Annotated in this window: 19 protein-coding genes; 6 read left to right on the top strand and 13 right to left on the bottom strand. The window is 64.2% G+C overall.

Going from position 1 to position 22,738, the window contains the following annotated elements:
- The first annotated feature begins 60 nt into the window (after nucleotides 1-60).
- Entirely contained in the window at nucleotides 61-810 is a 750-nt protein-coding gene (gene cysE / locus LY254_RS07945) for a serine O-acetyltransferase (protein WP_247476530.1), read from the top strand.
- Here cysE and secA read toward each other — a convergent pair whose 3' ends face one another.
- The 5 genes from secA to rfbA are packed head-to-tail and all read right to left on the bottom strand — an operon-like array spanning nucleotide 811 to nucleotide 7,174.
- Nucleotides 811-3,687, bottom strand: a complete 2,877-nt coding sequence (gene secA, locus LY254_RS07940) for a preprotein translocase subunit SecA (RefSeq protein ID WP_247476529.1) — start codon at nucleotides 3,685-3,687, stop codon at nucleotides 811-813.
- A 29-nt stretch (nucleotides 3,688-3,716) separates the two neighbouring features.
- Nucleotides 3,717-4,823, bottom strand: coding sequence for a dTDP-glucose 4,6-dehydratase (rfbB, locus tag LY254_RS07935; protein WP_247476528.1), 1,107 nt, complete (start codon nucleotides 4,821-4,823; stop codon nucleotides 3,717-3,719).
- A complete protein-coding gene (gene rfbD / locus LY254_RS07930; protein ID WP_247476527.1) occupies nucleotides 4,823-5,707 on the bottom strand; it encodes a dTDP-4-dehydrorhamnose reductase in 885 nt (294 codons plus the stop codon). Before rfbD ends, rfbB begins: the two co-directional genes overlap by 1 nt.
- Nucleotides 5,704-6,294 (bottom strand): dTDP-4-dehydrorhamnose 3,5-epimerase, encoded by a 591-nt coding sequence (gene rfbC / locus LY254_RS07925; RefSeq protein WP_247476526.1) that lies wholly within the window; start codon nucleotides 6,292-6,294, stop codon nucleotides 5,704-5,706. The genes rfbD and rfbC overlap by 4 nt, the downstream gene beginning before the upstream one ends.
- Nucleotides 6,284-7,174, bottom strand: coding sequence for a glucose-1-phosphate thymidylyltransferase RfbA (rfbA, locus tag LY254_RS07920; protein ID WP_247476525.1), 891 nt, complete (start codon nucleotides 7,172-7,174; stop codon nucleotides 6,284-6,286). The genes rfbC and rfbA overlap by 11 nt, the downstream gene beginning before the upstream one ends.
- A gap of 29 nt (nucleotides 7,175-7,203) precedes the next feature.
- Between rfbA and LY254_RS07915 the strand changes: the two genes are divergently transcribed.
- Entirely contained in the window at nucleotides 7,204-7,659 is a 456-nt protein-coding gene (locus LY254_RS07915; protein ID WP_247479815.1) for a GNAT family N-acetyltransferase, read from the top strand.
- Here LY254_RS07915 and ribH read toward each other — a convergent pair.
- Nucleotides 7,656-8,138, bottom strand: a complete 483-nt coding sequence (ribH, locus tag LY254_RS07910; protein ID WP_247476524.1) for a 6,7-dimethyl-8-ribityllumazine synthase — start codon at nucleotides 8,136-8,138, stop codon at nucleotides 7,656-7,658. The genes LY254_RS07915 and ribH overlap by 4 nt on opposite strands.
- Before the next feature lie 42 nt (nucleotides 8,139-8,180).
- Nucleotides 8,181-8,369, bottom strand: coding sequence for a photosystem II reaction center protein PsbZ (psbZ, locus tag LY254_RS07905; protein ID WP_010314175.1), 189 nt, complete (start codon nucleotides 8,367-8,369; stop codon nucleotides 8,181-8,183).
- A 113-nt stretch (nucleotides 8,370-8,482) separates the two neighbouring features.
- On the opposite strand from psbZ, the gene mutS reads away from it, so the two are divergent.
- The gene (gene mutS, locus LY254_RS07900) at nucleotides 8,483-11,203 is read left to right on the top strand and encodes a DNA mismatch repair protein MutS (RefSeq protein WP_371820538.1); all 2,721 of its coding nucleotides are present in this window, start codon (nucleotides 8,483-8,485) and stop codon (nucleotides 11,201-11,203) included.
- Here mutS and LY254_RS07895 read toward each other — a convergent pair.
- The gene (locus LY254_RS07895; RefSeq protein ID WP_247476522.1) at nucleotides 11,185-11,832 is read right to left on the bottom strand and encodes a precorrin-8X methylmutase; all 648 of its coding nucleotides are present in this window, start codon (nucleotides 11,830-11,832) and stop codon (nucleotides 11,185-11,187) included. The two genes, mutS and LY254_RS07895, sit on opposite strands and share 19 nt — an antisense overlap.
- A gap of 37 nt (nucleotides 11,833-11,869) precedes the next feature.
- Between LY254_RS07895 and LY254_RS07890 the strand changes: the two genes are divergently transcribed.
- From LY254_RS07890 to LY254_RS07880, 3 genes are read left to right on the top strand one after another with little or no spacing between them, the layout of a single operon-like run.
- Nucleotides 11,870-12,562 (top strand): hypothetical protein, encoded by a 693-nt coding sequence (locus LY254_RS07890; RefSeq protein ID WP_247476521.1) that lies wholly within the window; start codon nucleotides 11,870-11,872, stop codon nucleotides 12,560-12,562.
- The gene (gene holA, locus LY254_RS07885) at nucleotides 12,547-13,527 is read left to right on the top strand and encodes a DNA polymerase III subunit delta (RefSeq protein WP_247476520.1); all 981 of its coding nucleotides are present in this window, start codon (nucleotides 12,547-12,549) and stop codon (nucleotides 13,525-13,527) included. Before LY254_RS07890 ends, holA begins: the two co-directional genes overlap by 16 nt.
- A 32-nt stretch (nucleotides 13,528-13,559) precedes the next feature.
- Nucleotides 13,560-15,383, top strand: a complete 1,824-nt coding sequence (locus LY254_RS07880) for an aspartate kinase (RefSeq protein WP_247476519.1) — start codon at nucleotides 13,560-13,562, stop codon at nucleotides 15,381-15,383.
- Here LY254_RS07880 and purF read toward each other — a convergent pair.
- From purF to thrC, 5 genes are all read right to left on the bottom strand, one after another.
- The gene (gene purF / locus LY254_RS07875; RefSeq protein WP_247476518.1) at nucleotides 15,380-16,909 is read right to left on the bottom strand and encodes an amidophosphoribosyltransferase; all 1,530 of its coding nucleotides are present in this window, start codon (nucleotides 16,907-16,909) and stop codon (nucleotides 15,380-15,382) included. The two genes, LY254_RS07880 and purF, sit on opposite strands and share 4 nt — an antisense overlap.
- An 11-nt stretch (nucleotides 16,910-16,920) precedes the next feature.
- Nucleotides 16,921-19,260: a phosphoribosylformylglycinamidine synthase subunit PurL gene (purL, locus tag LY254_RS07870; RefSeq protein WP_247476517.1), complete on the bottom strand. Its 2,340-nt coding sequence runs from the start codon at nucleotides 19,258-19,260 to the stop codon at nucleotides 16,921-16,923.
- A 49-nt stretch (nucleotides 19,261-19,309) separates the two neighbouring features.
- On the bottom strand, nucleotides 19,310-20,065 hold the full coding sequence (locus LY254_RS07865) for an RNA methyltransferase (RefSeq protein ID WP_247476516.1): 756 nt from the start codon (nucleotides 20,063-20,065) through the stop codon (nucleotides 19,310-19,312).
- The gene (gene dnaN / locus LY254_RS07860) at nucleotides 20,062-21,192 is read right to left on the bottom strand and encodes a DNA polymerase III subunit beta (RefSeq protein ID WP_247476515.1); all 1,131 of its coding nucleotides are present in this window, start codon (nucleotides 21,190-21,192) and stop codon (nucleotides 20,062-20,064) included. Before dnaN ends, LY254_RS07865 begins: the two co-directional genes overlap by 4 nt.
- Before the next feature lie 418 nt (nucleotides 21,193-21,610).
- A complete protein-coding gene (gene thrC, locus LY254_RS07855; RefSeq protein ID WP_247479813.1) occupies nucleotides 21,611-22,669 on the bottom strand; it encodes a threonine synthase in 1,059 nt (352 codons plus the stop codon).
- Between the last annotated feature and the right edge of the window lie 69 nt (nucleotides 22,670-22,738).

The following is a 22,738-nucleotide window of genomic DNA, read 5'->3' as shown; positions in this document are numbered from 1 at the left end:
TTAGAGATCATGCATGACCGAGGGCCCCTCGGTCAAACTCTTGCTCAGCAAGATGGAACGATGCTGAACGCGCTGCGAGCCGACCTGGCGATCATCAAGGAACGGGATCCAGCGGCGCGTGGCACGTTCGAGATCCTGTTCTGCTATCCGGGGCTGCATGCCCTGACCTTGCACCGGATCAGTCACCGGCTCTGGCGGGTCGCACCCCTGCCTGCTCGGCTGCTGAGCCAGGTCGGACGCTGGCTCACCGGGATCGAAATTCACCCCGGTGCCCGGATTGGCCGTGGGGTCTTCATCGACCACGGCATGGGGGTTGTGATCGGCGAAACGGCAGTCGTCGGCAACAACTGCCTGCTCTATCAGGGGGTGACCCTCGGAGGCACCGGTAAGGCCCATGGGAAACGCCACCCGACCCTGGCGGAGAACGTCGTCATCGGCGCGGGGGCCAAGGTCCTCGGCGCCATTGAAGTCGGTGCCAACACGCGCATCGGCGCTGGTTCAGTGGTGCTGCGTGATGTCGCCCCGGACAGCACCGTGGTCGGCGTTCCTGGACGGGTCGTCCACCAGAGCGGGGTTCGCGTGAACCCCCTGGCCCACTCCGCCCTTCCCGACGCCGAGGCTCGGGTGATTCGCAACCTGATGGAGCGCATCGACGCGCTCGAGACGGAGCTGACCCGCACGCAGGACTGCCTCCGCAACCTGGCAGAGGGCAAACCCCTGGATGAGCCCTGCAGGGCTGCCGCCGCGCAGAACCTCATGGACCGCGAAATTCTGGAGTTCCTGGGGGATAACCCAGAAACCACCAATTAATTAAGCCGAGGCTTCTGCTCCCGAGGGCGCCGGCTGGAACATGAACATCGAATAGATGACGTTGCGGCGCATGCCAGTCATCATCTCGAGGAACATGTCATAGCCCTCGTTCTTGTACTCAATCAGCGGATCCTTTTGACCGATGGCTCGCAGACCAACGGACTCCCGCAGGGCATCCATCGCCTGGAGATGTTCGCGCCAGAGGGTATCAATCTGCTGAAGGATGAAGAAGCGCTCGGCCTCACGCATCAATCCTGGACGCTGCTGCTCCACCTGACCTTCTTTGATGTCGTAGGCGTTGCGTAGCTGCTCCTGCAGGAAGGCCTTGAGCTCATCAACGGAGAGTCCACTGAGCTGTTCAGGCTTGAGGTCCTCCAGCAAATAGACGAACTCCTGGACCTTGGCCACCAAGCGGCCCAGATCCCACTCCTCGGGCGGAAGATCAGGGTTGACGTAAGCATCAACGATGTCCTGCATCGTGCGCTCGCCGTAACCAACCACCTGCGCCTTGAGCTCCCGTCCCTCGAGCACACGACGGCGCTCGGCATAGACGGCCTTGCGCTGGTTGTTCATCACCTCGTCGTACTCAAAGACCTGCTTACGGATGTCGTAGTAGTAGGTCTCGACCTTTTTCTGAGCCCCTTCAAGCGAACGCGTGAGCATGCCGGATTCGATTGGCATGTCCTCCTCGACGCGGAAGGCATTCATCAGCCCTGCGACCCGGTCGCCGCCAAAGATGCGCAGGAGGTTGTCCTCCAGGGACAGGAAGAAGCGGGTGCTCCCCGGGTCGCCCTGACGACCGGCCCGGCCCCGCAGCTGGTTATCAACCCGTCGGGACTCATGGCGCTCGGTGCCGATGACATGTAAACCGCCGGCGTCCCGCACGACCGAGTCTTCCGACTTAGTCACCACCTCAAATTCAGTGCGAACACGCTTGATCAAATCCCGCAGCTGCAGGATCTGGGCGTCCTCCGTCGGGGCCTTCTCTGCCGCTTGGGCGATGCGGTCCTCAAGCTCCAGAACGCTGAGCTGGCGATCTCCCCAGGCCTTGACCAGATCGTGGGCCAAACCCGAGAGAGCCTGATCGGTGCCATCCGTGAGCGTGCAGGGATAAAGGGTGCCGATCGCCTTGGCTTCAGAGGGAGCCTTGGCTGATTCAGTCGCTGACGCAGCACCAAAGCCAGGGGCGGCCTCCGTTGCACGCTGCAGGGGAACCGGAGGCTTGTGGCCGTCTTCCGGGCGCACCAATCGAGGCAGGAGGACCTCGCGCAGCTTCAGGCGCGCCATGTAGTCGGCGTTGCCGCCGAGGATGATGTCGGTGCCGCGGCCGGCCATGTTCGTGGCGATGGTCACAGCGCCAGTGCGGCCGGCCTGGGCCACGATTTCGGCCTCGCGCTCGACGTTCTCCGGCTTGGCGTTCAGCAGGTTGTGGGGAATCTGTTGCTCCGCGAGCAGGGTGCTGAGCAGCTCCGACTTCTCAACGCTGGTGGTGCCCACCAGCACCGGCCGACCCTGCTTGTGCACTTCGGCGGTCTCGAGCGCCACGGCCCGCCACTTCGCCGTTTCGTTTTTGTAGACCTGGTCGGTCCAGTCCTGACGCGCCCGAGTGCGGTTGGTAGGAACGATCGTGACCTCGAGTTTGTAGGTCTTCTCGAATTCCACCTCTTCCGTTTTGGCGGTGCCGGTCATGCCAGCCAAGCGGGGATAGAGCAGGAAGAAGTTCTGGTAGGTGATCGAGGCGAGGGTCTGGGTCTCCGGCTGAATCGGCAGACCTTCCTTGGCTTCAATCGCTTGATGCTGACCATCGCTCCAACGACGCCCAGGCATCACCCGGCCGGTGAACTCATCAACAATCACGGCGTCATCACCTCGAACGATGTAGTTCACGTCCTTGATGAACATCTCCTTGGCCTTGAGGGCGTTGTTGATGTAATGCGCCCAAGGATCCTGGGGATCGAACAGATCAGCCACGCCCAGGAGTTGCTCCGCTTTGGCGTAGCCCTCATCGGTCAAGGTGCAGCTGCGCTGCTTCTCATCGACCTCGTAGTCACCCTCAGGGTCGATGCCGTCCTTACCCATCTCTGCAGCGCGCACCAACTGGGCCGCCACCTCAGACGCCTTCTGGTACTTCTCCTGGGGACGCTCCACCTGACCGGAAATGATCAAGGGTGTCCGCGCCTCATCGATCAGGATCGAATCCACCTCGTCGATGACGCAGTAGTGGAAGTCCCGCTGCACCACCTCGGCGATGTCATTCGCCATGTTGTCGCGCAGGTAGTCGAACCCCAGCTCAGAGTTCGTGGCGTAGGTGATGTCACAGCCGTAGTTCAGGCGCCGGCTGGAGGGATCCATATCCTGTTGGATCAGACCCACCGACAGACCCAGGAAGCGGTGGACTTGGCCCATCCACTCCGCGTCTCGGCGTGCCAGGTAGTCGTTCACGGTCACCACATGAACGCCGCGGCCCGTTAAGGCGTTGAGGTAGCTGGGCAGCGTAGAGACGAGGGTTTTGCCCTCGCCGGTTTTCATCTCGGCGATCTGGCCGTCGTGCAGGATCATCCCGCCGAGGAGCTGCACGTCGAAGTGGCGCATGCCGAGCACGCGTTTGCCGGCTTCGCGGACCACAGCGAAGGCCTGGGGCAACAACTCATCCAGCAGCTTTCGCTCACGCTCGAGGGTGGCTTCGCGGCTGAGGCCACGCTGAAGGCAATCGTCCTGGAGGCTGCTGAGCTTCTGCCGGAATTCAGAAGTCAAGCCACGCAGCTCGTCGTCGGAGAGGGGGGCGACCTCCTCCTCGAGCAGATTGATGTCGGAAACAATCGGCTGGTAGCGCTTCAGCTTGCGGGCATTGGGGTCACCCAGCAGCAGCTTGAGCATGGAGAGAGCCGATTTGAGCTCCGGGCAGCCTACTGAGAGTGACGGCCCTGCCCCGCTGAGAGGCCCTGACGCTCACCCGTCCAACCGGAGCGCTGCCGCATCGCCTGGCACCAGCCCAGGTGATCGAGGTACCAATCCACTGTGGCAGCCAGTCCCTGTTCAAAGGGATGGCGAGGCGTCCAGCCCAGTTCCTGCTCAATGCGGCCGGGATCAATCGCATAACGGCGGTCATGGCCGGGGCGATCCGTCACAGGGGTGATCAAACGGGCGTGGGGAGCCCCCTGGGGCAAGCGCTGATCCAGCAGGGTGCAGATGGCCTCAACCACCTGCTTATTGGTGCGCTCCCCATAACCGCCCACGCAGTAGCTGCGGCCGGGCTGGCCCTGGGTGGCCGCCAGCAACAGCGCATCGACGTGGTCCTCCACGTACAACCAATCGCGCACATTCCCGCCGTCGCCATAGAGGGGAATGGGCTCACCGGCCACGGCCTTGAGGATCACCACCGGGATCAACTTCTCCGGGAACTGCCAGGGGCCGAAGTTGTTGGAGCAGTTGGTCAGCACCACCGGCAAGCCATAGGTGTGGTGCCAGGCGCTCACCAGGTGATCGCTGGCCGCCTTGCTGGCGGAGTAGGGCGAACGGGGGTCATAGGGCGTGGTCTCTGAAAAACGACCCTGTTCGCCCAGGGAACCAAACACCTCATCGGTGCTGATGTGGTGAAAGCGAAAAGCCTGCGCCCGATCCGCCGGCAACTGCTCGAAGTGGGCCCGGGCCGCCTGGAGCAGGTTGAAGGTGCCGAGCACGTTGCTGCTGACAAAGACGCCAGGGCCATCGATGGAGCGATCCACGTGGCTCTCAGCAGCCAGGTGCATCACCAGATCGGGATCGGCCTGACGCACGGCAGCGGCGGTGGCCTCAGGGTCACTGAGGTCCACCTGCAAAAGCTGATGGCGCTGCGCTGCTGTCTCGCCAAACTGCTCAATACCCGTGAGATCGCTGGCGTAGCCGCACTTATCGAGATTGAAGACCTGAACGGTGGTCTCGGCCAACAGGCGCCGCACCACCGCCCCACCGATGAACCCAGCCCCACCGGTCACCAGCACGCGCTGGATCGAGCTGGGAAGCGAAACCGTCATCACGCTGATGTGCGGGCTGGATTGGAGGCTATGCGCAGCAGCACCTGCTCCAGGGCCGCTCGCCAGTGCTGGGGCTGCAGGGACAAGGCCTGGCGCGTCGCCGTGCAGTCGAGCAACGAATAGGCAGGGCGCCGGGCAGGGGTGGAGTAATCAGCGGTCGGTATCGGCTTCACCTCGGCCACCCGGGGGAGCAAGCCGTGTGTCGCGCCGAGCTCAGCAATGGCAACGGCGAAGTCATACCAACTGGCCGCGCCGGCATCGCTCCAATGCAAGATCTGCGGAGCACCGTCTTCGAGGGCGAGAACCCGCCAGCAGGCTTGGGCGAGTCCCAGGGTGGACGTCGGACATCCCACCTGATCGGCCACCACACCCAACTGCTCCCGTTCGGCCAGCAGGCGCAGCATCGTTCGGCAGAAGTTGCTGCCCACCGGGCCGTAGACCCAGCTGGTGCGCAGCACCCGGGCACAGGAGTGCTGCAGAACAGCGGCCTCACCCGCCGCCTTGGTGCTGCCGTAAACCCCAAGGGGCTCTGCAGGTTGCTCAGGGCAATAAGGGGAACCCTGCTGACCGTTAAAGACAAAGTCGGTGCTCAACTGAAGCAACCGGCCTCCGTGATCCGCCTGGGCTTGAGCCAAGGCAGCTGGGGCCAGCGCATTGACGGCCTGGGCAAGCTCTGGTTCCGACTCAGCCCGATCCACGGCTGTGTAGGCACCGGCGTTGATCACCCAGTTGGGTTGATGCGCTTGAGCGATGCGGCGGCAAGCGGCCTGGTCCGCCAGATCCAGCTCCTGGCGTCCACACGCGATCAGCTCAATCCCCTCTGGGCACGCAGCCATCAAGGCCTGACCCAACTGGCCCGCTGCGCCCGTCAACAGAACCTTCACTGGAAGCCATCCCCTGCGGCGATCAGCACCTGCCATGAGGGTGCTGCCGCGTCTTTCTCCGCCAAAAGTGGCGCGGTGGATTGGGGCCAGGCAATGGCGAGATCAGGGTCACTCCAGAGCAGGGAGCGCTCGCTCTCTCGATCCCAGAAATCGGTTGTCTTGTAGAGCACCTCCACCTGGGAGCTCATGGTCAAAAAGCCATGGGCAAAGCCCACCGGCACCCAGAGCTGCTGTTGGTTCTCGCTGCTCAGGCGAGCGCTAACCCACTGGCCAAACGTGGGGGAAGACTGGCGGCAATCCACGGCCACATCGAAGATCTCGCCCTGGATGCAGCGCACCAACTTCCCTTGGCCATGGGGGTCCTTTTGAAAGTGCAGCCCGCGAAGAACCCCCTGACTGGAGCGGGAGTGGTTGTCTTGAACAAAGTCAGCGGGTGACTGCCCATCCGCCTCCAGAACAGCGTTGAAGCTGAGCTGGTTCCAGCTTTCGTAGAAGAAGCCACGGGCATCGCCGAACACCCGGGGGGTGATCAACAGAGGGCCGGACAGCTGCACTCCGGCCGCCGTCGCTAGGCGCTCAGCCTGCATTGGCAAACTCCAGCAGCTGCAGTAGATACTCGCCGTAGCCGCTCTTGCACAGGGGCTGAGCCAAGGCCGCGAGCTGATCGCCGCTGATCCAGCCCATGCGCCAGGCCACCTCCTCGGGGCAGCCCACCTTCAACCCCTGGCGATGCTCCAGGGTGCGGATGTAGCTGCCGGCCTCGTGGAGTGAATCGCAGGTGCCGGTGTCGAGCCATGCCATGCCACGGCCCATGAGTTCCACCTGAAGCTGGCCATCCCGCAGGTACTGACCGTTGAGATCCGTGATCTCAAGCTCACCCCGCGCTGAGGGGACCACCTGCTTCGCGCGCTCCACCACGGTGTCGTCATAGAAGTAGAGGCCCGTCACCGCGTAACGGGACTTGGGCTTGGCGGGTTTCTCCTCAATGCTCAGGACCTGGCCACCGGTGGAAAACTCAACGACGCCGTAGCGCTCTGGATCCCGGACCGGATAGGCAAAGACGGTGGCTCCCTGGGCGGTTGCGTTGGTGCTGCGCAGCTGAAACAGCAGGTCATGGCCGTGGAACAGGTTGTCCCCAAGAACAAGGGCCGCCGGAGCACCAGCCAGGAACGCCTCACCAATCAAAAACGCCTGGGCTAAGCCGTCGGGCCTGGGCTGCACCGCATAACAGATCTCCATGCCCCAGGCGGAGCCATCCCCAAGCAAGCGCTGGAATGCGGCTTGATCGTGGGGGGTGGTGATCACCAAGACCTCACGAATCCCCGCCAGCATCAAGGTGCTGAGGGGGTAATAGATCATCGGCTTGTCGTAGACGGGCAGCAGCTGCTTGCTCACCGCCTGGGTAATCGGGTGAAGCCGCGTCCCCGAACCACCGGCGAGAATGATGCCCTTGCGCTCCTGAGCCAAGGTTGTCCGCCCGCTGGGAGGATGTTGGCATGGAAGGGACCAGGCTGATCCTGCATGCCCCGGGTGCTCCAGGACTGCGCTGGCTCGGCATGGGACCGGGCTGGAGGCCGACCCGCGGCCTGTTCAAGCTGCAGCGGCTGTTCAACCAACACGCCTTCTGGGCAGAGAACCGCTCCATTGATGAGCTGCAGCGCATGCTCCAGGGCAGTGCAGCCGTCGCCAGCCTCTGGCAAGGCAAACGCCTTGTGGGCTTTGGGCGCGCCACAAGCGATGGGATCTATCGCGCCGTTCTGTGGGATGTCGTCATCCCTGAAGACCTGCAAGGCAAGGGTCTAGGCCGGCTACTGGTGGAGGCCCTGGCCAATTCTCCGCAGCTCAAGGGAGTGGAGCGGGTCTATCTGATGACCACCAACAGCGCCGGCTTCTACAGGCAGCTGGGCTTTGAAGAGGTCGCGGGACAACGGCTGATGCGGCGGGACAACTAAGCCTTGGGCAAAGCGGCCATCAGGCTGCCCATCTCAATGGCTTGCAGGCCATAGCTCCAGCCCAAATTGCTCTTGATGCCCGCCCGCTCCAAGGCCTGCTGCATCGTGTCGGTGGTGAGGACGCCAAAGATCACCGGCACGCCGGAGTCGCGGCTAACTGCCGCAACACCTTTGCTGACCTCTGAGACCACCACATCGAAGTGGGGGGTGTCGCCGCGGATCACAGCTCCCAGGGTGATCACCACTTGGTAGCGACCGGATTGGGCCAGGCGCTGAGCCACCAAAGGAATCTCAAAGCTGCCTGGAACCCAGGCCACATCCAACTGGGCGCTGCTATCGGAGGTATCAATCCCATGACGGGAGAGGCAATCGAGGCAGCCGCTTAGCAGCTTGGCCGTCACTAAATCGTTAAAGCGGGCAACAACAACGGCAACCCGCAATCCAGACGCGCCGGAAAACTGGCCTTCAAAAACGGTCACGTCAGCTGAGCTCGCGATCTGCTCAGCCTAAGCAGACGGATATCAAGCGACGAAGAAGCTCATGCCCCAGTTGACCAGAACCAGAGCAACCCACGCGATGCTGCCGAGCAGGATCAGGCGGTTGGAGCGGCCGCTGGTGTCATCGCTCGCGTACAGCACGGGAACCGCCACGATCAGAGCGAAGGACATCACCACCAGGGCCAGCACTGAAAGGGTGTTGAGGATCGTCATGGAACTGGGGGTGGCGTCCTGTCAGTTGGCAAATCCTCCCACGCAGGTTGGAGGCCCCCAGGGTTCCTTCACAAGTTGTGGCGCGCCTACGATCTGGCCGCGTTGAAGACAGCCTGCCTGTGGCCGACCAAACCGAGTTGGCGCTGCAGGGCTCGCTGTTCGGGCTTGAGCCAGAGCCAGCAACGATTCAAACCAAAGAAGCCGACTCCGAGCTGGATCACGAGGCCCTCGAGCGGGATGCCCAGTCCAGACCGCGGGTTCGGCAAAGCGCCGCTCAGGAACAAGACACCGTCACTGAGGAGTGCGAGCAGAAGGAGAGCAGCAACGACGACCTGCCGGCCTGGCACCACCACAGCCTGGTGGACCTCGAGCAGCTCACACCGATGCTGCGCCACTACGTCGAACTCAAGGCAGAGCATCCCGAGCGGGTGCTGCTCTACCGGCTCGGGGACTTCTTCGAGTGCTTTTTCGAAGACGCCATTGCCCTCTCCCGCCTGCTGGAGCTAACCCTGACCGGAAAAGAGGGCGGCAAAGCAATCGGACGGGTGCCGATGGCCGGCATTCCCCATCACGCCGCCGAGCGCTACTGCGCCGACCTCGTCGGGCGCGGCTTCAGCGTTGCCCTCTGCGACCAGGTGGAAGAGGCCGCAGAGCGCAGCAAAACGGGTGGAAAGCCAGCGCTGCTCAAACGGGAAATCACACGGGTGCTGACCCCAGGCACGGTGCTGGAGGAGGGGATGCTCACGGCCCGCCGCAACAACTGGCTCTGCGCGGTGGTCTCTGAGCAACAGCGCTGGGGCCTGGCCATCGCCGATGTGAGCACGGGCGAATTCCGGGTGACTGAACGGGAAGGGAGTGACCAACTGCACCAGGAACTCCTGCAGGTGGACGCCGCTGAAGTGCTCTGGCCAGCACCTGAAGACGGAAGTGAACGCCCTGCTTGGTGTCCTGCATCCCTGCAGCTGACGCCCCTCAGCCGCACCCCCTTCGCCCTGAACGAGTCGAAAGCCACCGTGCTGGGGCGCTTCGCGCTGGCCAGCGTCGATGGCTTGGGCTTAGGGGAACAACCCTTGGCCCTGCGCGCTGCCGGTGGTCTGTTGCGCTACCTCAGCGATACCCAACCGGGCTGCGAGATTCCCCTCGAGCTGCCCACGACATGGACTGCCGGCGACCAGCTGGTGCTCGATGCAGCCACCCGCCGCAACCTCGAGCTGACCAAGACCCAATTGGGCGGTGGACTGCAGGGGTCCCTGCTCTGGGCCCTGGACCGGACGATGACGGCCATGGGAGGCCGTTGCCTGCGGCGCTGGATCGAGGCTCCCCTGGTGGATCTGGAACTGATCCGCTCCCGCCAAGAGGCCATTGGGGAACTGGTGAGCGGCAGCCAGGCCCGCAGCTTGCGCTTGGGGGTGCGCCGGCTGCTCAGACCCATGGGGGATCTCGAGCGGCTCGCCGGACGGGCAGGAGCTGGAACGGCTTCGGCGCGTGATCTCGTGGCCTTGGCGGATGGTCTAGAGCGACTGCCGGCCCTGGCTGGCTTGCTGAGCGCGGTCACAAGTGCACCGCTGGTGGCCCTGGCGAGACCGTGGGACGAGCTCGACGCACTCGCCGCTGACCTGCGCCACCAGTTACTGGAGACCCCACCGTTGACCCTTACGGAGGGAGGACTGATCCATGACGGCGTGGACCGCCAACTCGATGGCCTGCGCAACCAACTGGATGACCAGGACGCCTGGCTGGCCGAGCAGGAGCAGTCGGAGCGGCTGAACAGCGGGATCAGCACCATCAAGCTCCAGTACCACCGCACCTTTGGCTACTTCCTCTCCGTCAGTAAGTCCAAAGCCAAGGACGTGCCGGACCACTGGATTCGCCGGCAGACCCTGGCCAACGAGGAACGCTTTGTCACCCCCGAGCTGAAAAACCGCGAGGGACGGATCTTCCAGCTGAAAGCGCGGGCGGCCCAGCGGGAGTACGAGCTGTTCTGCCAGCTGCGTCAGCGCGTAGGCGAGCAGGCCGGGCCAATTCGCTTCGCCGCCCGGCTGGTGGCCGAACTGGATGCCCTGGCGTCGCTGGCGGAGGTGGCCGCTACCTCCAGGTACTGCAAACCGCAACTGGTCCCCGACAGCCGCTGCCTGGAGATCCAGGGGGGACGCCACCCCGTGGTGGAACAACTGCTGGTGGAGGAACCGTTCACGCCCAACGACGTCAGCCTTGGGGAGGGCTGCGACCTGGTGGTGCTGACCGGGCCCAACGCCAGCGGCAAGAGCTGTTACTTGCGCCAGACCGGACTTCTGCAGCTGATGGCTCAGATCGGCAGTTGGATCCCAGCTGACGGGGCGCGACTGGGCATCGCCGATCGGATCTTCACCCGTGTGGGGGCAGGGGATGACCTGGCGGCCGGTCAATCCACCTTCATGGTCGAAATGGCCGAGACCGCCAACATCCTTCACCACGCCAGCAGTCAATCGCTGGTGCTGCTGGATGAGATCGGCCGAGGAACCGCCACCTTTGATGGGCTCTCGATCGCCTGGGCCGTGGCCGAGTACCTCTCAGGCGATATCGGCGCACGCAGCATCTTTGCCACGCACTATCACGAGCTCAACGAGCTGGCCGAGCAGCGCAGCAACGTCGAGAACGCTCAGGTGCTGGTGGAGGACACCGGTTCAACCCTGCGCTTCCTGCACAGGGTCGTCAGCGGCGGCGCCAACCGCAGCTATGGCATCGAGGCCGCTCGGCTGGCCGGCGTGCCGGCCCCCGTGGTGCTGCGGGCCCGCCAGGTCTTGAGCCGGATTGAAGCCAACAGCCACGTCAGCGTTCAAGCGGACGCCGCCTGATCCAACCAAGCCCGGCGCAACAGGGCGTTCAGCGCCGCACCCACCAAGCCAGCACCGCCGCGGCTGCCGTCGAGACGGATCTGAGCTAAGTCGCTGGCGGCGAGATGGCGCTTGCTCTCCGCCACGCCCACGAAGCCGACGGGCATGCCAATCACTAAGGCAGGCGCTGCCACCTGGGCGGTGCGGACCTGCTCCAACAGCAGCTCCAAGGCCGTTGGTGCACTGCCAATCAAGACGACCGCGCCTGGATGGGCGCACAAGGCCTCTTGCATCCCCACCGCCGCTCGCGTTCCGCCCTCGGGAGCCCGTTCGGGGGCCCAATCGAGCACGCTGCGCACGACGTTGCCAAAGGTCCGCCGTGCCATCGGAGCCACCGCCGCCGCCGCCATCGCGGTGTCCGTCAAGACCGGAGCCTGGGCACGGAGTGCCGCGAGACCGAGTTCACAGGCCTGCACTGAAAACGTCACCCCCCGAACCAAGCTGAGGTCGCCGCTGCTGTGGATCAGGCGCAGCACCACATCCCGTTCGGGAACCGATAAACCCTCCAGAGCCCCTTCAGGCAGGGCCGATTCGATCAGACGCAGGCTCTCGCTGAAAATCGGATGGTCGAATCCCATGGGGATCAGCATGCCCGGCTGACAGACTCTGTACAGACTGTGCAGTGCGATGTCGGCAGAGCGTTTTGGCGTACAGGAAGCCCGTCAGCGCTTCCCAGAACTGCTGGTGCGCGCCTCGAAGGGAGAGCGGCTGGTGATCCAACGCCACCGCCAGGATCTGGCGGCCATCGTCCCCTTGCAGGACGCGGCGGGTGGTCCCAGCAGCCAAGAAGCGATGGAGAACCTGCTGAGCCTCAAGGGCAGCGCCAAGGAGCGCTGCGCTCAGCAGCGGACGCCTGGGGCAGCCGGTGCAAAAGCTCGCTTTCAAGCCAGACAACTCGGCCCCGGCAGCCGCATCGGGCTAGACGGCAGTGCCCTTGTGGCCTTTCTGCTGGACGACCCAGACACCAGCGGGGTACTGGAGCCCGTCCTTCAGGGCATCGCCCAAGGCAGCTGGCAAGGGGTGATCAGCAGCATCAGCCTGATGCAGGTCATGGAAACTGCCCTCTGCCAAGGGGATGAAGCCCTGGCCTTGCGCTACGGCGCCGCCTTTGCAAACCCCAGGCAGTGGCGGCAGGTGCCGCTCGATGGGGATCTCGCCCTGGCCGCCAGCCGTCTCCAGCAACAGGAACCGGAACTGGAGCTCCAGCACGCGATCGAACTGGCCACAGCAATTCAGAACGAGGTGACTGTCTTGGTCACAGCCGATGGGGATCTGGCGCAAACTGCACTGCACCCTGTGCTGCCATGCCGATCCATCTGATCTGGGGCGACGACGAAGCCGCGCGCAGCAGGGCCGTCGAAGCACTGGTCAAGAACCAGGTCGATCCCGCTTGGCAGAGCATCAACCTCAGCCGTCTGGACGGCAACGATGCCAATCAGGCCGCTCAAGCCCTGGAGGAAGCGCGAACAGCCCCCTTCGGCGGCGGCGATCGGGTGATCGTGTTGCAGCGCAGCCCCTTCTGCAATCAGTGCCCGGCTGACCTGGCCGAACAGCTGGAGACCAGCCTCAATCTGGTGGCGGAGCAGTGCCATCTGGTGTTGGTCAACGCCGCCAAACCGGATGGGCGGCTCAAGACCACCAAGGCCCTGCAAAAACTGGTCAAAAGCGGTGAAGCCCAGGAGCGCAGCTTCCAACTGCCGGCGATCTGGGATGGATCAGGGCAAGTGGAGTTGGTGCAACGCACAGCCCAGGAGCTGGGCCTGAAACTGCAGCCAGACGCCGCCCAAGCGCTGAGCGATGCCATCGGTAGCGACAGCGCCAGGCTGGCGAGCGAACTGGAAAAACTCTCCCTCTACGCCGGAGCAGGCCAGGCCATCACAGCCCAAGCCGTGGACGCCCTGATCGGCAGCCAGGCCACCAATGCCCTCCAGGTGGGTGATGCCCTGCTGGCTGGACAACCTGCAGCAGCCGTGGCGCTGGTGGATGTGCTGCTGGCCGCCAATGAGCCCGCCCTACGGATCGTGGCCACGCTCTGCGGGCAAATCCGCGGTTGGCTTTGGGTGAGCCTGCTGGATCAGCAGGGCGAGAACGATGTCAATGCCATCGCTAAAGCCGCCGGCATTGGCAATCCCAAGCGGATCTACGTGATGCGCAAACAGATCCGCGGCCGCAAACCCGAACGCTTCCTCGCTCTACTCAGTCAGCTCCTGCAGGTGGAGGCCAACCTCAAGCGCGGCGCTGACCCCGGTGATGCCTTCCGCGACGGGTTCCTACTGACGCCATAGGACAATCGTCGATCACGCACTTGCGCCCACCCATGGCCCTGCTGGTCCAGAAATTCGGCGGCACCTCCGTGGCCGATGTGGAGCGCATCCAGGCCGTGGCCAAGCGCATTGCCGCCAGCAAAGAGGACGGCAACGATCTGGTGATCGTGGTCTCGGCCATGGGGCACACCACCGATGAACTCACCGGGCTCGCCCAGGCCATCAGCAGCAACCCGCCCCAGCGGGAGATGGACATGCTGCTGGCCACCGGGGAGCAGGTCTCGATCGCGCTGCTCTCGATGGCCCTCCATGCCGAGGGGATCCCGGCGGTCTCGATGACCGGACCCCAAGTGGGGATCCTGACCGAATCCGCCCACGGCCGCGCCCGGATCCTGGAGATCAAAACCGAGCGGGTGCGCCGGCTGCTGGATGACGGAAACGTCGTTGTGGTCGCGGGATTCCAGGGCACCAGCAACAGCCTCTCAGGGGTTCCCGAGATCACCACACTGGGCCGCGGCGGCTCAGATACCTCGGCTGTGGCCCTGGCCGCGGCGATTGGAGCCGATGCCTGCGAGATCTACACCGATGTCCCCGGCGTCCTGACCACCGATCCCCGCAAGGTGGCCGATGCCCAGTTAATGGAGACGGTGACCTGCGATGAAATGCTGGAGCTGGCGAGCCTGGGGGCCGCTGTCTTGCATCCCCGCGCCGTCGAGATCGCCCGGAACTACGGCGTGCCCTTGGTGGTGCGCTCCAGTTGGAGCGATGCACCGGGAACGTTGCTCACCAGCGACAGCACCAGCCATCGCGGTAGCGGTGAGGGCCTGGAGCTGGGCAAGCCTGTCGACGGCGCGGAGCTGGAGACGGATCAGGCCGTGCTCGCCCTCTCCCATGTCCCCGATCGCCCAGGGGTCGCGGCTCAACTGTTTGAAGCGCTCTCCAATGAGGGCTTGAGCGTGGATCTGATCGTGCAGTCCACCCACGAGGGCAGCAGCAACGACATCGCCTTCACCGTGGCTGAGGCGCAACTGGAGGAGGCCAAGGCGGTCTGCCAAAACGTCTTGGACGCCATGGATGCCGCCGCGGCCGGGGCGACCCTCAGCACCCAGGCCGGGATGGCCAAGCTCAGCATCGCTGGCGCCGGAATCATGGGCCGTCCGGGGGTGGCAGCACGCCTGTTCGACACCCTGGCCAAAGGGGGCATCAACCTGCGCCTGATCGCCACCAGCGAAGTCAAGGTGAGCTGCCTGGTCGCGGGACATCAGGGCAACAAGGCCCTGCAGGCTGCAGCCCACTGCTTTGAACTGAACGAGCGGCAACTGCATCTCAACCCGGCCCCCTCTGGAGCGGGTCAACCGGAGGTGCGCGGTGTGGCCCTTGATCGGGACCAAGCCCAAGTCGCCGTGCGGCGCATTCCCGATAAGCCGGGAACGGCCGCGGCGGTTTGCCGTGCTCTTGCGGACGCCGGGGTGAGCCTGGACGCCATCGTGCAGTCCGAGCGCACCCATGGCTCAGGGGAACAACTCAGCCGCGACATGGGCTTCTGCCTCAAGCGCGAGGACCTGAGCCGGGCGCGAACCGCCCTGCAACCGCTGCTGAATCAGTGGCCCGGCGCCAGCTTTGAGGAAGGAATGGCGATCGCTCGGATCAGTGCCGTCGGTGCGGGCATGCCCTGTACCGCTGGGACGGCCGGCCGGATGTTCCGTGCTCTGGCGGATGCACAGATCAACATCGAGATGATCGCCACCAGCGAGATCCGCACCAGCTGTGTGGTTCCCGAAGGGGAGGGCATCAAAGCCCTTCAGGTGATCCACGACGCCTTCGGCCTCGGGGGCGAGGTGAAGCACCAGGCCCAGGGAACCGAGGCGCCGGTTTAGACCGTTGCGGCGATGCCGGCAGGCTCAAGCATCAGCTTGCTGCCGCTAACGGAGGAGTCCATCTCAATCGGATAGGCGCCGTCGAAGCAGGCGGTGCAGAAGTTCTCGGCGTTGGCGTGGGCCGCCTCAACCATGCCCTCTTTGCTCAGGTAGGCCAGGGAATCCACGCCCAAGTGGGCGGAGATCTCCTCGAGGGTCAGTCGGGCCGCGATCAGCTGGTCCTGGGTGTCGGTGTCGATCCCGTAGAAGCAGGGGTGGGTCACCGGCGGTGAGCTGATACGCATGTGCACCTCGGTCGCACCGGCATCGCGGATCGCCGCCACCAACTTGCGACTCGTGGTGCCGCGGACGATCGAGTCATCGATCACCACCACGCGCTTTCCGGCCAACACATCCGGGAGGGGATTGAGCTTCACGCGAATCCCCGCTTCGCGCATGGCCTGGGTGGGCTGAATGAAGGTGCGGCCGACGTAGCGGTTCTTGATCAGGCCGTCACCGAAGGGGATGCCGCTGTACTGGGAATAGCCAATCGCGGCGGGAATCCCGGAGTCAGGAACACCGATGACGATGTCCGCCTCGATCGGAGTTTCGCGGGCCAGCACCTCGCCGATGCGAACCCGGTAGCTGTAGAGGGATTCGCCGAAGAAACGGCTGTCGGGCCTTGCGAAATAGATCATCTCGAAGACGCAGAGCTTGGAGGGCTCCTCCACCCAGCGGCTGCGGACGGGCTCGGACTCACCAAGACGGAAGTGGACGATTTCACCCGGCTCGATGTCCCCATCGAAGCTGGAACCAATGATGTCCAGGCCGCAGGTCTCGCTGCTCACCACCCAGCGGGCTTCGCTGAGCTCGCCCATGTGACCAAACACCAGGGGACGGATGCCATGGCCGTCGCGCAGGGCAAACAGACCTTCGGGGGTACCGATCACCAAGCTGAAGGCGCCTCGGCAACGGACCGCTGCGGAGCGAATGGCACTGTCCCAATCGCTGCCGGCATTCACGGCCTGCTGAATCGCAAAGGCGATCAGCTCTGAATCAGTCGTCGAGGTGAATTCAGCTTCGGGCAGGTCGCTGGCCAGGGCCGTCCGGAGTTCGCCGGCGTTCACCAGGTTGCCGTTGTGGGCAAAGGCCATCGGGCCCAGCCGGGTGTTGAGCAACACCGGCTGGGCGTTGCAAGCCTTGCTCGAACCCGTCGTGGAATAGCGGTTGTGGCCGATGGCGAGCTGGCCGGGGAGGCGCTCGAGGACTTCGGGGGTGAACACCTTGCTCACCAGGCCCATGTCCTTGTGGAGCCGCACCTTGGGGGCACTGCCGGGTTCCGCGTCAAAGACGGCGATGCCCGCCGATTCCTGACCGCGATGCTGAAGGGCGTACAGGCCGAAGTAGGTGAGGTTGGCCACCGGCTGGTCACTGGCCAGCACCGCAAACACGCCGCAGGCCTCTTCCGGCTTGTCTGGACGCTCGAGGCTGGGTGTGGCGTCCGTCACAGCAAGTCCCAGCTTCAGATTTCCTTCAACATTGTGCATCAGGGTTCTCCTCAAGCCGTCGGAGGCAGGTCGACGCCCATGCGCCGCGGAATCGCCTGCTCAAAGCGCTCACGCATCTGGGCAATGGGCGTGGTGAGCAAGTTCGAGCCCGCCTGGGTGATCGAGAGCGCACTGTCGTCCTCCACCACACCGAGGCACTGCGCCGGAATGCCGCTGGCAGCCAAAGCCTCCTGCCAAGTGACCGTTTGCGCCGGGGAGACGCTGACCAAGATGCGGGCGCCGCCTTCGGCAAACAGCAGGCGATCGAGGCGAGCAGCGCTGGAGGGAAGTTCCAGGTGGGCACCCAAACCAGAGGCCATGCAGCACTCCGCAGCGGCCACGGCCAGACCGCCATCGCTGAGGTCATGGGCCGACTTCACCAGACCCTGGGTGATGGCCTGGCGCAGGAACGCCTGAACCGAGCGCTCCAGCTCCAGGTCGATCTCCGGCGGGCGCCCCGTCACGGCTCCATGGATTCGCTCGAGGTAGCTCGTGCCAGCCAGGCCCAAGCGGCCATCGGCTGGAGTCTCCCCCGCTTCCAAAGGAACACCCAGCATCCAAATCACATCGCCAGCGTCCTGCCAGGCCTGGCCGCGGACCTGGCTGAGGTCATGGACCAAGCCGACCATCCCCACCACAGGGGTCGGATGGATCGGCAGCATCGAACCATCTGGCATCCGCGTCTCGTTGTAGAGGGAGACGTTGCCGCCGGTCACTGGGGTATCCAGGGCCGAGCAGGCGGTGGAGAGACCCCGGCAGGCCATCGCCAACTGCCAATAGCCCGTTGAGGTCTCCGGGGAGGGGAAATTGAGGTTGTCGGTGACCGCCAGGGGCTCAGCGCCCACGCAGCTGAGGTTGCGAGCCGCCTCGGCCACGGCTGCCATGCCGCCCCGTTCTGGATCCAGGGCCACCCAACGGTTGGGGCAATCCACCACCGCCGCCACACCACGGGTCGCGGCCTGAGTTTCAGCCTGGGGCCGAAGCCGCACCACCGCCGCATCGGCGCCGCCCGGGGGAACGACCGTGTTGGCCTGCACCTGATGGTCGTACTGGCGATAGACCCAGCGCTTGGAGGCGATCGTGGGATCGTCCAACAGGGTCAGCAGGGTCTCGCTCCAGCTGACTCCATTGATCCCCGAGGGGGATGCAGACGGGAGCTGGTCCTCAGACCAGCGCCAGTGCTCCTGAATGGGCGCTGGAGGCTCACTCAGCAGTTCATGGCGGTTGATCGGGGTGTCATCCGCCAGGGCGCTGGCGGGGACCTCAGCGGCGACTTCACCGTTCTGCAGCACCCGAACGATGTTGTCCTCAAGGACGCGGCCCACCACGGCAGCCTGCAGGCCCCAACGGGTGAAGCGCTCCATCAGCGCCGCTTCCCGCCCGGGCTTCACCACGAACAGCATCCGCTCCTGGGACTCGCTCAGCAGGAACTCGTAGGGGGTCATCCCGGCCTCTCTGGCGGGCACGCGATCGAGGTCCAGCTCAATGCCCAGACCGCCCTTGGCGGCCATCTCTGAGCAACTGCAGGTCAAACCTGCGGCTCCCATGTCCTGCGCCGCGACAACATCACCGCTCTGAAAGGCATCGAGGCAGGCCTCAATCAGGCCTTTCTCCAAAAAAGGATCGCCGACCTGCACGGCCGGACGATCGTCCAGGGAGGCTTCCGTGAGTTCCGCCGACGCAAAGCTGGCGCCGCCCATGCCATCCCGGCCGGTTGTGCTGCCGACGTAGACCACCGGGAAGCCGACGCCCTCGGCCCCGGAGCAGACGATCGTCTCGGTCTCCATCAAGCCCAGGGCCATGGCGTTGACCAGGGGGTTGCCGGAATAGCTGGCGTCAAAGGCCACCTCACCGCCCACCGTGGGCACACCGACGCAATTGCCGTAGTGGGCAATGCCCGCCACCACACCCTCCATCAGGCCCACGTTGCGCTCGTCCTCCAGCGGGCCAAAGCGGAGGGCATTCAGCAGGGCAATCGGGCGGGCACCCATGGTGAAGATGTCCCGCAGGATGCCGCCCACGCCCGTTGCGGCGCCTTGAAACGGCTCCACCGCGGAGGGGTGGTTGTGGCTCTCGATCTTGAAGGCCAGGCGTTGGCCTTCTCCAAGGTCAACGACGCCCGCGTTCTCACCGGGTCCCACCAGGATCCGCGGGCCGGTCGTGGGGAAGCCCTGCAGCAGGGGTCTGGAATTGCGATAACAACAGTGCTCAGACCACATCACACCGAACATGCCGAGCTCAGCTCGGTTGGGGGCTCGGCCGAGGCGGCGGCAAATCTCGTCGTAGTCGGCTTGGCTGAGGTTCTCCTTTTTCAGCGCGTCAGCAACGGAGTAGTCAGGGGCTGCGACCACGGACCAGGGAGCGAGATCATTCCAGTCTCGCTGAGCGACTCACCCCCTCTCAAACCCAGGGATCGTCCTGGTGGCGGCGGGGCTGTGGCTCATCGGTTTCAGTCCAGTCATCCCAGGCCTCCTGGGATCGCGCTTGGCGGTCCAGGTCTGGTTCCCGCTCATCCCAGGGGGGTTCCTCCAGCCAACCTTCGAGGCGCTCTTCAAAACGATCGCCGGCGTTCTGGACTTGATCGCGCCAGCGGGAGGTTTCCTCTTGCATTTGCTCGCGCCAACGCCTGGAGCGACGCAGGAACTCCTGACGAACACTGGCTTTGGCCAGGGGAAGGTCATCCAGGCCCGCAAGGGACGTGAAAACCGTTCCAGGTTGTTGATCGTTAATGCGCGCTGGGGCCAAGCGCCAACGACTGGTGCCGGGCAGCCTCGGATCGCTGCGGGACACCAGGTAGTGGAGGATCTGACCACTACTGAGATCGACTGCCGCATCTGCGATCTGCCCCAGGGGTTCGCCGTCTTGGCCGAGGAGGGTCGCCTCGATCAAGGTGGGCAAGCGATCCATGGTGGCGATTTCGGTCGCAGCCGCATCCCCACGGACAAAGAGCTCCAGTTCCGCCAGACCGCACAACTGATTCAGGCGCCAGACTTCACGGCGATCACCCAAGGCGGATGGCTTGGAGAACCAGCCCAGAAGCCGATGCACCGGAGGGTGCATCCAAGGGGCGACACCAACCCCATGGTCGAGGCCTTGATCGCAGCGAACGCGGCGGCGCAGCAATTCGCTGAGCAGCAGCTGTTCGGGGAGGCTCACTGGCGGATCTGAACCGGCATCACCAAGTAGGTGAAGCTGGAGTCGTCTTGGGGAGCCAGCACCACCGGAGTGGTCGGGGCATTGCACTGGAGCTGGACCTGCTCGCAGCCCATGGCCTTCAGGCCTTCCAGGACGTAGCGGACGTTGAAGGCGATCTGGATGGCATCGCCGCTGACCTGGGCTCCGATGGCCTCTGAGCCACTGCCCACGTCTTGCGCATCCGCACTGATGGACAGCTGACCGACTGCGGGGTCGCTCGTGAGTTTGACGACGTTGTTGTGTTGATCGGCCAAGACCGCCACACGCTCCAGGGCGCTCAGGAGACCCTTGCGATCGACCTGAAGCTGGCGACCGAAGCTTTCGGGGATCAGCTGCCGGTAGTTGGGGTAAGTGCCATCGAGGCTGCGGCTGGTCAGGACCTGGTCAGCCCATTGGAAGACCACCTGACCGCGATCACAAAAGAGGCTCACGGCATCGCTGCCGCCGCGGCTGGAGAGCAAACGCTCCAACTCCCGAAGGGAGCGGGCGGGCACCGTCACATCCAGCTCTGCCTCACTGCTGGAGGCGTTCTGCAGACGCAGGACGGCCAGACGGTGGCCATCAGTGGCGGCGCATTCCAGACCGTTCTGATCCAGGCCCAGGTGAACACCGGTCAGCAGCTGCTTGGCCTCATCACCACTGCTGGCGAAGAGGGTTGCGCGCAAACCCTTGACGAGGACCTCTGGATCCAACTTGATCGGAGTTCCCGCTTGAGCCAGAGGGAGCTCAGGAAAATCATCGGCGGGCATCCCCCGCATCTGATAACTGCCCGAGAGGCTGGTCAACTCGACCTGCTCACTGCCGTCTTCGCAGCAGAGGGTGATCGGGCTGTCGGCCGGCATCCGCGAAACGATCTCACCAAAGAGCCGGGCGGGAAGGGTGATGGCACCGCTGGTGGCAACTGAGGCGCTCAGGCTGGTTTGGATGCCCAGGCTCAGATCGAATCCCGTCAAGCTCAGGCGACCCGTTCCGGCATCTGCGGTCAGCAGCACATTCGCAAGAACCGGATGGGTGGGACGTGCGGCAACAGCCCTGCTCACCAGTTGAAGACTGGAACTCAGTTCGGCCTGGGAGCAGACCAGCTTCATGGCAGGACTGAAGGGGCCTCCACGCTTCCACAACCCAAGCGGAAGCGCAACGGGTCGAGCGATCGGGTTCCCCGGCAATCCCCAGACGACCGATTAAGGATTAAAGGATCAAGAAGAAAGAAATCCCAATCCGTAGTCGTAGGTCTTGGGGAAACCCTGGGAAATCACCAACTCCTATTGACTGCAAAGGGTTTCGCTTCCCGCAGGCCTGTGGAACAAGGATCTGGACTGCGGACTATTGGAGCCCTTTCCTCCTTTTCCCAGGATTGTGGAAAAACGAGCGAGTTCCGGCGGTTTCTGGTTCTTGGTTTTTCCAGCCTTCTTTCCACAGGTTGTGGGCAGTCGCTTTTTGGATTGGTTGGCTTTCTTGGACACAAAAAAGCCCGGCTTGTGGCCGGGCAAAGCGGTCTCAAGAGGTTCAGAAGCCCATCACTTGCGCCACCTTGGCGGTGTCGGCATCGAGTCCGGTATGGAACTTGGAGTCGTTGTGCTCGATTGCGGTTGTCGGGTCCTTCAGGCCGTTGCCTGTGAGGACACAGACCACCGTGGCGCCTGCAGGGACTTCGTCGCGCCGTTTGATCAGACCGGCGACGGAGGCTGCGCTGGCGGGCTCGCAGAAGACGCCTTCGCCACTGCCGAGCAACTTGTAGGCCTCGATGATTTCGGCGTCGGTGACGGCCATGAAGTCGCCGTTGCTTTCAGCCCGGGCCTTCAGCGCGTTCTCCTTGTTGACCGGGTTTCCGATTCGGATCGCAGTGGCGATGGTGTCGGGTTGCTCGACGGTGTGGCCGAGGACCAGGGGGGCTGAACCGGCCGCCTGGAAGCCCATCATTCGGGGCAGCTTGCGGCTGTGGCCGGCTGCCTTGTACTCGTTGAAGCCCATCCAGTAGGCGCTGATGTTGCCGGCGTTGCCGACGGGGATGCAGAGCCAATCCGGGGCCTCGCCGAGGGCATCCACCACCTCGAAGGCTGCGGTTTTTTGCCCTTGCAGTCGGTAGGGATTCAGGGAGTTCACCAGCGTGACGGGGTATTGGTCCGCCACTTCGCGAACGATCGCCAGGGCCCGGTCAAAGTTGCCCTTCACCGCCAGGACTTCCGCGCCGTAGAGCAGGGCTTGGGCCAGCTTGCCCTGGGCCACATAGCCATCGGGGATCAAGACGAAGGCCCGCATGCCACCGCGCTTGGCATAGGCCGCTGCCGCCGCGGAGGTGTTGCCGGTGCTGGCACAGATCACTGCCTCGGAACCCGCTTCCTTGGCTTTGGAGATGGCCATGGTCATGCCCCGGTCCTTGAAGGATCCGGTGGGGTTCAGGCCGTCGTATTTGAGGTAGACCTTGACCCCCTTGCCAATCCGCTCAGCAATGGAGGGGGCAGGGATCAACGGGGTGGCCCCTTCCCGCAGGGTGATGACAGGCGTTTTGTCGCTGACGGGCAACCAGCGGCGGTAGCCCTCGATCAGGCCCGGCCAGTCCTGCATCGTTGCTTTCTTCGATCCCAGTCGCCGGCGGATGGAAGTCAGCAGGGGCACGGTCGGCTGGGACGCTCT

The organism is Synechococcus sp. NB0720_010, from assembly GCF_023078835.1.
Taxonomy (GTDB): domain Bacteria; phylum Cyanobacteriota; class Cyanobacteriia; order PCC-6307; family Cyanobiaceae; genus Vulcanococcus.
The sequence above is the reverse complement of the archived record's forward strand: the minus strand, read 5'-3'. Positions and strand labels throughout refer to the sequence as shown.

Coding starts and splice junctions, on each gene's coding strand:
- cysE (WP_247476530.1), top strand. CDS start 61: ATGCTGAACGCGCTGCGAGCCGACCTGGCGATCATCAAGGAACGGGAT.
- secA (WP_247476529.1), bottom strand. CDS start 3,687: ATGCTCAAGCTGCTGCTGGGTGACCCCAATGCCCGCAAGCTGAAGCGC.
- rfbB (WP_247476528.1), bottom strand. CDS start 4,823: ATGACGGTTTCGCTTCCCAGCTCGATCCAGCGCGTGCTGGTGACCGGT.
- rfbC (WP_247476526.1), bottom strand. CDS start 6,294: ATGCAGGCTGAGCGCCTAGCGACGGCGGCCGGAGTGCAGCTGTCCGGC.
- LY254_RS07915 (WP_247479815.1), top strand. CDS start 7,204: ATGGAAGGGACCAGGCTGATCCTGCATGCCCCGGGTGCTCCAGGACTG.
- psbZ (WP_010314175.1), bottom strand. CDS start 8,369: ATGACGATCCTCAACACCCTTTCAGTGCTGGCCCTGGTGGTGATGTCC.
- LY254_RS07895 (WP_247476522.1), bottom strand. CDS start 11,832: ATGCTGATCCCCATGGGATTCGACCATCCGATTTTCAGCGAGAGCCTG.
- LY254_RS07890 (WP_247476521.1), top strand. CDS start 11,870: ATGTCGGCAGAGCGTTTTGGCGTACAGGAAGCCCGTCAGCGCTTCCCA.
- holA (WP_247476520.1), top strand. CDS start 12,547: ATGCCGATCCATCTGATCTGGGGCGACGACGAAGCCGCGCGCAGCAGG.
- LY254_RS07880 (WP_247476519.1), top strand. CDS start 13,560: ATGGCCCTGCTGGTCCAGAAATTCGGCGGCACCTCCGTGGCCGATGTG.
- purF (WP_247476518.1), bottom strand. CDS start 16,909: ATGCACAATGTTGAAGGAAATCTGAAGCTGGGACTTGCTGTGACGGAC.
- dnaN (WP_247476515.1), bottom strand. CDS start 21,192: ATGAAGCTGGTCTGCTCCCAGGCCGAACTGAGTTCCAGTCTTCAACTG.
- thrC (WP_247479813.1), bottom strand. CDS start 22,669: ATGCAGGACTGGCCGGGCCTGATCGAGGGCTACCGCCGCTGGTTGCCC.